General features: G+C 44.4%; 10 protein-coding genes. 2 read left to right on the top strand and 8 right to left on the bottom strand.

The features are described from left to right. Positions 1-264: 264 nt before the first annotated feature. From F6K52_RS37105 to F6K52_RS26665, 3 genes are all read right to left on the bottom strand, one after another. The gene (locus F6K52_RS37105) at positions 265-660 is read right to left on the bottom strand and encodes a type I restriction endonuclease (RefSeq protein ID WP_364419840.1); all 396 of its coding nucleotides are present in this window, start codon (positions 658-660) and stop codon (positions 265-267) included. Then, the gene (locus tag F6K52_RS37100) at positions 657-986 is read right to left on the bottom strand and encodes a hypothetical protein (RefSeq protein ID WP_364419838.1); all 330 of its coding nucleotides are present in this window, start codon (positions 984-986) and stop codon (positions 657-659) included. Before F6K52_RS37100 ends, F6K52_RS37105 begins: the two co-directional genes overlap by 4 nt. A 220-nt stretch (positions 987-1206) precedes the next feature. Further along, complete coding sequence (locus tag F6K52_RS26665; RefSeq protein WP_293085437.1) at positions 1207-1329, bottom strand: hypothetical protein; 123 nt, start codon at positions 1327-1329, stop codon at positions 1207-1209. 236 nt (positions 1330-1565) lie between these two features. Between F6K52_RS26665 and F6K52_RS26660 the strand changes: the two genes are divergently transcribed. Continuing rightward, positions 1566-2369 carry a TPM domain-containing protein gene (locus F6K52_RS26660; RefSeq protein ID WP_293085433.1) on the top strand — a complete coding sequence of 268 codons (804 nt, stop codon included), beginning with the start codon at positions 1566-1568 and terminating at the stop codon, positions 2367-2369. Positions 2370-2445: 76 nt separating this feature from the next. After that, positions 2446-2574 (top strand): hypothetical protein, encoded by a 129-nt coding sequence (locus F6K52_RS26655; RefSeq protein ID WP_293085430.1) that lies wholly within the window; start codon positions 2446-2448, stop codon positions 2572-2574. 66 nt (positions 2575-2640) lie between these two features. On the opposite strand, the gene rph is transcribed toward F6K52_RS26655, so the two are convergent. The 5 genes from rph to cobD form a co-directional block, all read right to left on the bottom strand. Further along, positions 2641-3354, bottom strand: a complete 714-nt coding sequence (gene rph / locus F6K52_RS26650; protein ID WP_293085428.1) for a ribonuclease PH — start codon at positions 3352-3354, stop codon at positions 2641-2643. Positions 3355-3557: 203 nt separating this feature from the next. Then, complete coding sequence (locus tag F6K52_RS26645) at positions 3558-4130, bottom strand: dCMP deaminase family protein (RefSeq protein ID WP_293085425.1); 573 nt, start codon at positions 4128-4130, stop codon at positions 3558-3560. Between the two features lie 437 nt (positions 4131-4567). Then, a complete protein-coding gene (locus F6K52_RS26640; RefSeq protein WP_293085422.1) occupies positions 4568-6076 on the bottom strand; it encodes a thymidylate synthase in 1509 nt (502 codons plus the stop codon). A 94-nt stretch (positions 6077-6170) separates the two neighbouring features. Beyond that, a complete protein-coding gene (locus tag F6K52_RS26635; RefSeq protein WP_293085418.1) occupies positions 6171-7679 on the bottom strand; it encodes an NAD(P)/FAD-dependent oxidoreductase in 1509 nt (502 codons plus the stop codon). A gap of 243 nt (positions 7680-7922) precedes the next feature. After that, positions 7923-9043: threonine-phosphate decarboxylase CobD (gene cobD, locus F6K52_RS26630; protein ID WP_293085414.1), on the bottom strand; the 1121-nt coding region annotated here is incomplete at its 5' end.

Below are 9043 nucleotides of genomic sequence, written 5' to 3'. Positions count from 1 at the left end.
TGGGATTGAGCACATTGTCTTGATGCAGTCGCTCATGGGGGGAACCACGGCAGTCGCTCATGGGGGAAACCCCCAAGACCGCGCTGCCTTCCCAAGACCGCGCTGCATCGCTAATCAGCTGCCAGACGAATTTGGAGCACCTAGTACCGCTGGGCGCAATTAAAAATTCAAAATTCTTGAATGTTTACTATAGCGTTTTCACATCTGATGTTAAAGCGCTATATTTCCTTGTTTATCTCAGAGCTGACAGTTATCAGCTGTCAGTCATTGACGTACTAACTGACCTAAGTGTTTTAATATTCTCGCGACAGTATATAGATCATTGCCACGATTCAGCAGAGAGAACTGATTAGAAAAAGCATATTGCAGTTTATCTTGTCGAATCAGTTTTATAAAAATAAATTCACCACCATTACTGACAAATCCAAAAGCAGGCTTTTGTAGCTCAGGATTAGCCAACATATAAGCTAGAGCTTGTGGTATCCCTACCTTTAAAGAGTATTCTGCTCGTTTCGCTTCAATCACCACTATCCAAAACTCAGGTTGGCAAATCAAAATATCAATTCGTCCCCTGACAATCGTTTCCTGATCTTCCGATGAAATTTGTACATCTTTGTCTTGATGCAGTCGCTCATGGGGGAAACCACGGCAGTCGCTCATGGGGGGAACCCCCAAGACCGCGCTGCCTTCCCAAGACCGCGCTGCATCGCTTCCGCAAGAATATAGAAGGGTGGGCGATAAAAATCAGCAATTCTCAACAATGGGGATAGCACCACCATTTTGACAATCGGTTCTACCATGGGGTACTGAGATAAATGGAGATAGTCATTCTTGACCCGATCTAACCATTGCTTTTCTAGCTCATTGAGTTCTGGTAAATCCTCTTGCCACTCTAGAAACAATTGCTCATCATGAGTAGGCTCTAGTCCAAATTTGTCCTTCAATTGAGGCAGAGAAATATCTTGGGCTACGATTGTTTCTACCATTATCCTATGGGAATTGTTAATTAGGTTAATTAGGAATTTAAATTTTATTCTTAATTGCTAATGCTTTTACCTTATTATAAACCTTCGCGTAGCGTGGCCTATAGCCAATCGTAAAAATAATATCGCTCTCAATTTTAAGTAATTACTGCATTACCTGGCTATTTTATACTCTACAATACTGTTTCATTTAAACCCTAATTATGATTCTAATTCTACAGGTTTATTGTTGATCACCACCTGATGACATCCAGGCGCTAACTGGAGATAGTTCTGGCAATTCAACATCTAACCAACCTACACTAGCGTCTCCTCGTAAACCTCCTACACCTCCCATAATCACCATACTCCCTGTTTGACCCTGATCTCAGAAACTTACCCCTTTACATGATCCCTTTACTGTACAAGATTGACCGTAGGTCACGCTACGCGATGAAGCGAAGCTTCCGCTAAAAGCGATCGAACATTTTGCGATCGCAACCAAGATTAGAATAAAGTAAACAAGTGTAAAGAAATGCTTAGTTTTACTTGATTATTTATCTAAAAAATAAGCATACTGTCCATTGCCGGTTGAAAATAACTATGCAGCATCTGTTTGCAAAACGAATTTTAGTATCCTTCGCAGCACTGTTCCTAGCTTGTTCTATGTGGGCGATTGCTCCTGAGGCCAAGGCTTACGACAATCCTGAGTTACTGCCGGAGGTTCAAACACCAGTCATTGATTTAGCGAACTTTATTCCAGAGCTTCAAGAGCAGAGACTAGTCGAAGATTTAGAAAGCTTTGAGGAGGAAACTGGCTGGAAACTCCGAGTTTTGACCCAATATGACCGCACCCCTGGTCGGGCAGTCAAAGAGTTTTGGGGACTTAACGACAAAAGTATGTTACTGATTGCTGACGCCCGAGGAGGGAATATCCTAGGGTTTAACGTGGGTGATGCCCTGTATGAATTCCTTCCTCGGACATTTTGGGTAGAGTTGCAAACCCGATTTGGTAATCTCTACTTTGTACGGGATAATGGCGAAAACCAATCCATTATCGAATCCCTAAATACGGTCAAGCAATGCCTGCGTCAAGGGGGATGTCGGGTAGTACCTGGACTACCACGGGAACAGTGGATTCTGACCCTAATTACTTCTACTGTCGGAGGAGTGATTTTTGGATTTGCTGCTATCCCCCGCAAACAAGAACAGGTTTTCGCTTGGCAATGGGCTTTGATTTTGTCACCACTTTGGGGTATACTATTCATCGCCTTCGGTATTGGACCTGTGGTGACACGCACCTCTGATTTCTTACCACTATTCCGCAATATTATTGGTTTCGTTCTCGGTGCTGTTGTGGCTTACTTGTCACCGGTGATTAGTGAATCCTCAGCCTCTGAAACGTAACAGCTGTTTCAGGATCCCTATTCTAGGGGAGCATTCTAGGGGATCATTACAGGGGCGCAACCCTTGCGCCCTGACCATGATTGACGAAGGGATTGACCTTAGGTCACGCTACTGGCAAGATGCCAGTTCCACGATTGACGAAGGGATTGACCTTAGGTCACGCTACTGGCAAGATGCCAGTTCCACACCGAATGTTCGGTACTAGCCGCTACGGGAACGCAATCCCATCTCAAAAGTAAAGCGCGACAGTTATTACTAAGCACTCAGCAATTTATTTCTTCATGAACTGTGCCTGGAACAACTCTTTAATACCTTTTTCTGCTACGTCCATTAACTGATTGAGTTGATGACGAGTATAAGCCCCAGACTCCGCTGTTCCCTGAACCTCAATAATGCCCATTTGGTCGTTCATCACTACATTAAAATCCACATCAGCCGCCACATCTTCGAGATAGTTGAGGTCTAAAAACGGCTCACCTTCCAATAAACCGACGGAGACAGCAGCAACTTGATGAATTAAAGGCGATCGCTCTAGTACTCCCGTTTTAACCAGTTTATCCACAGCATCCGCAAGAGCAACATATCCCCCAGTAATGGAAGTAGTGCGCGTACCTGCATCCGCCTGTAAAACATCCGCATCTACCATAATGGTTCTCTCGCCCAAGGCTTTGAGATCAACAGCAGCCCGTAAACTACGTCCGATTAGCCGCTGAATTTCCTGAGTGCGACCCGAAAGCTTGAGAAGTTCCCGTCTTTGGCGTTCTGGTGTTGCTCCTGGTAACATCCTATACTCAGCGGTTAGCCAGCCGCTGCCAGTATCCTTGAGAAATCGGGGGACTTCCTCCTGAACGGTCACGGTACAAAGTACTTTGGTCTCACCACAGTGAGCTAAAACGGAACCAAGAGCATAGCGGGTAAACTCTCGCTCAAACAAAATCGGACGTAGTTGATCAGGTTGTCGGTGATCAGGACGCTGCCAAGACATAAGTTATGTAGCAAAGGGAACAGGGAACAGGGAACAGGTGACAGGGAACAGGGAGTAGGGAACAAAAATTATCACAATTGATTTAGTGATATAGGTACCCTATATCAATACCAGTTAATCACTTACAACAGGCTAGATCGATAATTGGTAATTGGTCATATAGCATTTCTCAATACCAAAATAATAATTGCTATATTATCGAGTTAGTCACTGTTAATAATTGTGTAATTATTTTCAATAATTTTGTCCGACAATTTATTAACAGATGTTGGATTGAGGAGAAATGAAGCTGATCGTTTAGCTGTTTCTTCACTTAACTGGATTTGGGTTAGGCTAACTAAGCCGTCGTTCAGAAAATGATCTCTAACTAGAGCTTTCTCTCCACTATTGAAGATAGTCTCATAAAAAACTTTCTTTATGCCAGCTGAAATGATTAACTTCAAGCAATAGAGACAGGGTTCTAGGGTGACATAAATACTTGCTCCAGCAGTGGCAATACCATGTTTAGCGGCAAACCCGATCGCATTCGCTTCAGCATGAACAGCTCGGGATGGCATGGTACGAGACGCATCGCAGCTACTTAGTCCAGGATAGCAGTATCCCTGAGCTGTGCAATGACTTGAGCCAGATGGGGGACCATTGTAACCTGTTGCTAAAATCTGATTGTTTTTAACAATCACTGCTCCTACAGGAAAGGCTAAACAGGTTGAGCGAGTAGCTGCTAGCTTAGCCATCATTAAAAAGTATTCATCCCAGTTTGGTCTTTCATTAGTCATTGGTAATTGCCAAATTTTAAATGGTCAATTTTCACTTATCAATTGTCAATTTTAACTTGAAAAGTTTTTAAGGACTATTTACCAAACTGTCTTTGGTTAGGGAGCAGGGCTATTTCAGCCTAGTGGCGTGGCACAGCTAATTTGGTGCAATAAGCGTAGGTTGGGTTGAAGAATGAAACCCAACACCAGTAACGCTTTGTTGGGTTGAGCGGTAGTGAAACCCAACAAACATTTTTAGGTGTGCCACGCCACTAGATGGTAAGATAAGATGCTAAAGCACAATAGGGAGCATGTCACTTATGCAGAACATTTGTACTAAATCTCTAGCCCCCTCATGGGTTTAAGTTTGCTCTGATTATACATAGTTCATTTGTTCTGCAACTTTAACCTGCTCCCCTTTGGTTATTTTTTACTATACTAGCATGATAATTTTTCGGTTATCCTTGCTGATAATTTTTATCTTCTTTTATAGCTATCATAGCTTTTTCTAATTCTATTCCTAAATAGACCGCATGACTAGGTTGTATTGAAGGATTATTACTACAAATTTTTCTAGCTAAATTCATGGAATTTTTACCAGAATAGGTAGCAATTACTTCCCCGCTACCAGGGGTTGTCTGCTTCACTATAATATTAGTATTTTCGGTTTCTATCAAGAAATTACCAATGGGGTCAGCATACTGTTTCTGTTCTGAATTGATAATTTTTTGATAGTGATTTTGAATAATCCGATTAGCATAGTCATAACAATCATCATAAATATGAGCACTTTGACTAACGGTAATCAGCGGTCCCATTTTTAATTGAATACCGCCGCGCTTACCAATTTGGTCTTTAACATACTGCTGTAGCCCTCTGAGTCCAAAGGCATTAGCTGCCCAAGCGCTAAACATATCATTACTTCTCAATGTGGCAGTTAGGGACAATTCATTATCCACAACTCTCAGCCAGATGTGATTCAGACAAGGACTACCCCCTTTCTCATGGTCTTTCACATCCCATAGGGACATCACTGCACTGGCTGCATCGATTTCACCAATGAGTTTAGTGATGACTTGCTCGATTTGGTCACGTTTGAACCAAGAACGTAGACGTTGACCATAGGTATATTTCACTCCTTCTAGTACGGGGGCGTCGTCCAGGATTTGATGAATGTATTCTTGGATAAAGTCGCGATCGCATGGTAAATAATTGGGCTCAGGAAAGTAAAATTCAGCAGGTTCTTCCGTTACTACTGCCATTAAATCAATTAGCTCTTGCCAATATCCGTCATAACCCGTAGGCCGAATTGTGCCGGTAGTTTTAATGCGATGAATTATTTTAACCCAAGTTTCAGCTATCGTTCGGCCTTCAATGCGATGTCCGTAGCGCGGTCCTGGTTTTAGGGGGGCACAGCCAGATTCCCCGACATCATTTGCCATGGTAAATTCCAATGGTGTTCCCCAGGGCTCTTGAGTTTTGGAGCCATAAGACTTAACCAGACTAACGGCTTGGGTAATCGAATCAGCCTCTGCCACAGAAATTTCCCTTCTGAGTTGTTCTAGGATCAGTAAGGGAATTTCAATGTCAATATAACCTTTTATAGAAGAGCGAATCACCCAGCAGTGACGACCAGTATCACTAGTCCCTTCTTCAACCCCATGGCGGAAGAAGTCCACCAAGCAAGTCCCACTGCCAGCATTTCGGTCTTGCTTCGTAGCGTTGATAATCACCAAGTAGCGGACATGGGGATTAGCGAGGAGATTACGAATCAGTAGATTAATTCCCCGGGTGGGACTGTATAACTGTCCGACCACAGCAAATTCCGAAGGGTTTAACTTTTTTGCGATCGCGTCTTTGATCGTCCATCCGGTAATCACCGCCGTTTGACCTGTACCGTAAATTAGTTGGTTAGGCTTGTGCAGGGGTTTGTACTGGAATTGAGTTGGTTTGCTAATTGCTGTCATTTGAATGTTAAAGGTTTTGAATGTTGACTGTTAAATTTTAAATGTTAACTGTTAAATGTTTAAGGTTTAAGCTTGAACTAATAGTAATCAACATTCATTTTGACCAACTACGGCGTAGGTTAAAGAAGCCTTCCAGAACGTTTTTTAATGTCTGATTATTACTAATTCGTTGGCGCTGCCACTGAATTGCCGTTTTCTTAAAAATCTCTGACAAGGTGGGATAGGGACAAGAGACATTTGCCAACACACCCAATTTAATTTTATGCTCAATCGCTAGGGTAATTTCCCCAATTAAGTCTGTTGCTTGTGATCCAACTATGGTTGCTCCTAAAATTGTCCCATTGCGCTGCACTATCAGTTTCGTATACCCAGTGGTTTGCCCCAGGAGCTGAGCGTGATCTAAATCTTTGAAATATTCTCGCATCACCCATAGATTCTTACCATAGCGCTTTCTAGCTTCTACTTCTGTAAGACCGACTCGTGCTAATTGGGGTTCAGTTAAGACTGTCGAGGGAATCCCGTGATAGTCCACCTTAAAGCAGGGAAAAAACAATGCATTCTTCAAGGCAATGCTGGCTTGATACTGGGCAATATGGGCACAGGGATAACCACCAGCCATCTTGCCACAGCTATAGATGCGGGGATTAGTCGTTTGTAGCTTCTGATTGAGCTGAAGACCCTGCTGAGTGTACTTTATCCCAACCCCTTCTAGATTTAAGGATTCCACATGGGGTTGCTCACCCGTAGCCAGTAAAATGGCATCAGCTTCAATCGCCTTATTACCAGCCTGAACCCAGGTTTTACCCTCAATCTCTCTGACCTGATCAACTGGACTATCCGTCAGAACCCGAATTCCCTCAGCTTCTAACTGAGCTTGTATGAGCCTAGATGCTTCTAGGTCTTCCTGGAACAAAATACGGGTAGTAGTGACCACCAAGGTTACCTCACAACCGAGTCTGCCTAAGGTCTGAGCTAGTTCTGGAGCAATAGGCTCATCACCAATCACTACCCAGCTTTTGGGTAGTGAAGGTTGTTCACCCTTCAACTTTCCAAGCTTCAACACTTTGTGCCAGATATCGTTTGGGGTGAAATAGTCTATGGTCTGTAACCCTTTGATATCGGGAATAGCTGGGCGAGAGCCAGTAGCGATCAAATAGGCACGAGACCGCAAACGTCGGTTGTTGACTAAAAAACCGAGGTGAGGCAGTCGGCAAAATTCCCCCTCACCTGTGATTACATCAATCCCTAAAGCACCTAAAATAGCTTGAGAATTTTGTTCCGAGCAGTTGGCAAGCACCAGATTAGCCGATTCCATCACGGCAGTTAGTGGTAGGGATGAAAACTGGATAGGTGAAATGTCTGGTTGAGTTGAATCAGCTGTTTTAGCATAAATACCCCATTGAGCAGCGTCACGCATCTGCTCAAGCTTACGCCCCATCTCACTTAATACTCTGGTGTAGATCGCCCCCTGTCCTAGCCAGCTAGTTTGTCCTTGCTGAGGGTCTACCAGAGCCACACGAGCCTTTAAACCAGCAGCCGCAACAGCAGCATAGACACCAGCAGGAGTGCCACCAATGATAATTAGGTCATAGTCAACAGTCATTCGTCCAACAGTTGAAGGTTAGCAGGTTACAGGTTAGAGGTTGAAAGTTACAGGTTACAAGTTACAGGTGATGTGGTTAAAAGTGACGTGGTTGAAAGTTACAGGTTACAGGCTCTAACCTTGGCCTTTTGGTCACGCGTGCGCGTTCAACCATCTAACTAACCTATCCGACAACAGACGCCTACGCCCAGCAACCTTGGCCTTTTGGCCACGCGTGCGCGTTCAACCTTCAACCTTCAACCTTCAACTTCTCGAGATAGCGTCTAAAGCGGTTAGTAAGCGTTGGTTATCTGCCTGTGTACGTACAGCGACCCGGAAAAAGCGATCGCCTAATTCCGGGAAGCTTAGGCAATCTCTGATCAGAATCCGATGGTGTTGGAGTAGTTGTGCTTGGAGCTCGGAAGTGGATTTTTCTGAGTGTACTAGCAAGAAGTTAGCTGCACTGGGATAAGGTTGGAGACCAGGTAACTTAGCCAGTCCCTGAAACAGTTGCGTACGCGCTGGTGCTAGCCAATCCCAGGTTTGCTGTTGAAATGCTCTATCCTGGACCACTGCCGCTGCCGCTGCCGCTGCTAAGGTATTGATTGGCCAAGGGTCTCGCCACTCCTGCCAACGTTGGAGTCGCTCAGGGTGGGCAATGCAATAACCTAGTCTGAGTCCAGGAAGGCTGTAAAACTTGGTAAGCGATCGCAAAATTACCAAGTTTGGATAATCCCCAATTAAAGGAATCAGGCTTTGCTCCTGCTCAGGAGCCAGGAAATCCATGAAAGCCTCATCCACAACCACCAAAGCAAATTGCTTCAGATAAGGCTCAATTGCTTCTGAGGTAAACAATTGACCTGTGGGATTGTGGGGGGTATTCAGTAGCAAACCCTTTCGATTCCCATTTTTTTGGAGTAAGGAAGTAAGGGAGTCAGGGAGTAAGGGCATCAAAGCATTAATCTCGCTGCCCATCTCCCCATCTCCCCATCTGAGACTAGGTTTCGAGAGTTCCCTGATCAGAGGGCACTCGCGAATTCTTGCTCCAAATGCCTTCAGTCCCCGTTGGTAGTCCCTAAATGCTGGGGTAATCATCAACGTCTCATCTAGTTCTGATAGCTCCCGACAAGCCCAAGTTAATAATTCGGCTGAGCCATTACCTGGAAGAATCCAGTCTGGGGGCAGGGTTGGATGCAGTTGCGTCAAACACTGCCGCAGCTCAGAATAATTGGGGTCAGGATAAGCTACCAGGTTATTGAGCCCAGACTCAATCGCTGCGATCGCACTTTTAGGGGGACCAAGGGGATTGATGCTGGCAGAAAAATCAACAATTAAGGAAGGAGGACAGTTAGCCTGTGCTGCTGCCCAGGCTAAATTTCCCCCGT

Source organism: Moorena sp. SIO3H5 (genome assembly GCF_010692395.1).
Lineage (GTDB): Bacteria > Cyanobacteriota > Cyanobacteriia > Cyanobacteriales > Coleofasciculaceae > Moorena.
This window is presented reverse-complemented; position numbering and strand designations above follow the sequence as displayed.

Coding starts and splice junctions, on each gene's coding strand:
- F6K52_RS37105 (WP_364419840.1), bottom strand. CDS start 660: ATGAGCGACTGCCGTGGTTTCCCCCATGAGCGACTGCATCAAGACAAA.
- F6K52_RS37100 (WP_364419838.1), bottom strand. CDS start 986: ATGGTAGAAACAATCGTAGCCCAAGATATTTCTCTGCCTCAATTGAAG.
- F6K52_RS26665 (WP_293085437.1), bottom strand. CDS start 1,329: ATGGTGATTATGGGAGGTGTAGGAGGTTTACGAGGAGACGCTAGTGTA.
- F6K52_RS26660 (WP_293085433.1), top strand. CDS start 1,566: ATGCAGCATCTGTTTGCAAAACGAATTTTAGTATCCTTCGCAGCACTG.
- F6K52_RS26655 (WP_293085430.1), top strand. CDS start 2,446: ATGATTGACGAAGGGATTGACCTTAGGTCACGCTACTGGCAAGATGCC.
- rph (WP_293085428.1), bottom strand. CDS start 3,354: ATGTCTTGGCAGCGTCCTGATCACCGACAACCTGATCAACTACGTCCG.
- F6K52_RS26645 (WP_293085425.1), bottom strand. CDS start 4,130: ATGACTAATGAAAGACCAAACTGGGATGAATACTTTTTAATGATGGCT.
- F6K52_RS26640 (WP_293085422.1), bottom strand. CDS start 6,076: ATGACAGCAATTAGCAAACCAACTCAATTCCAGTACAAACCCCTGCAC.
- F6K52_RS26635 (WP_293085418.1), bottom strand. CDS start 7,679: ATGACTGTTGACTATGACCTAATTATCATTGGTGGCACTCCTGCTGGT.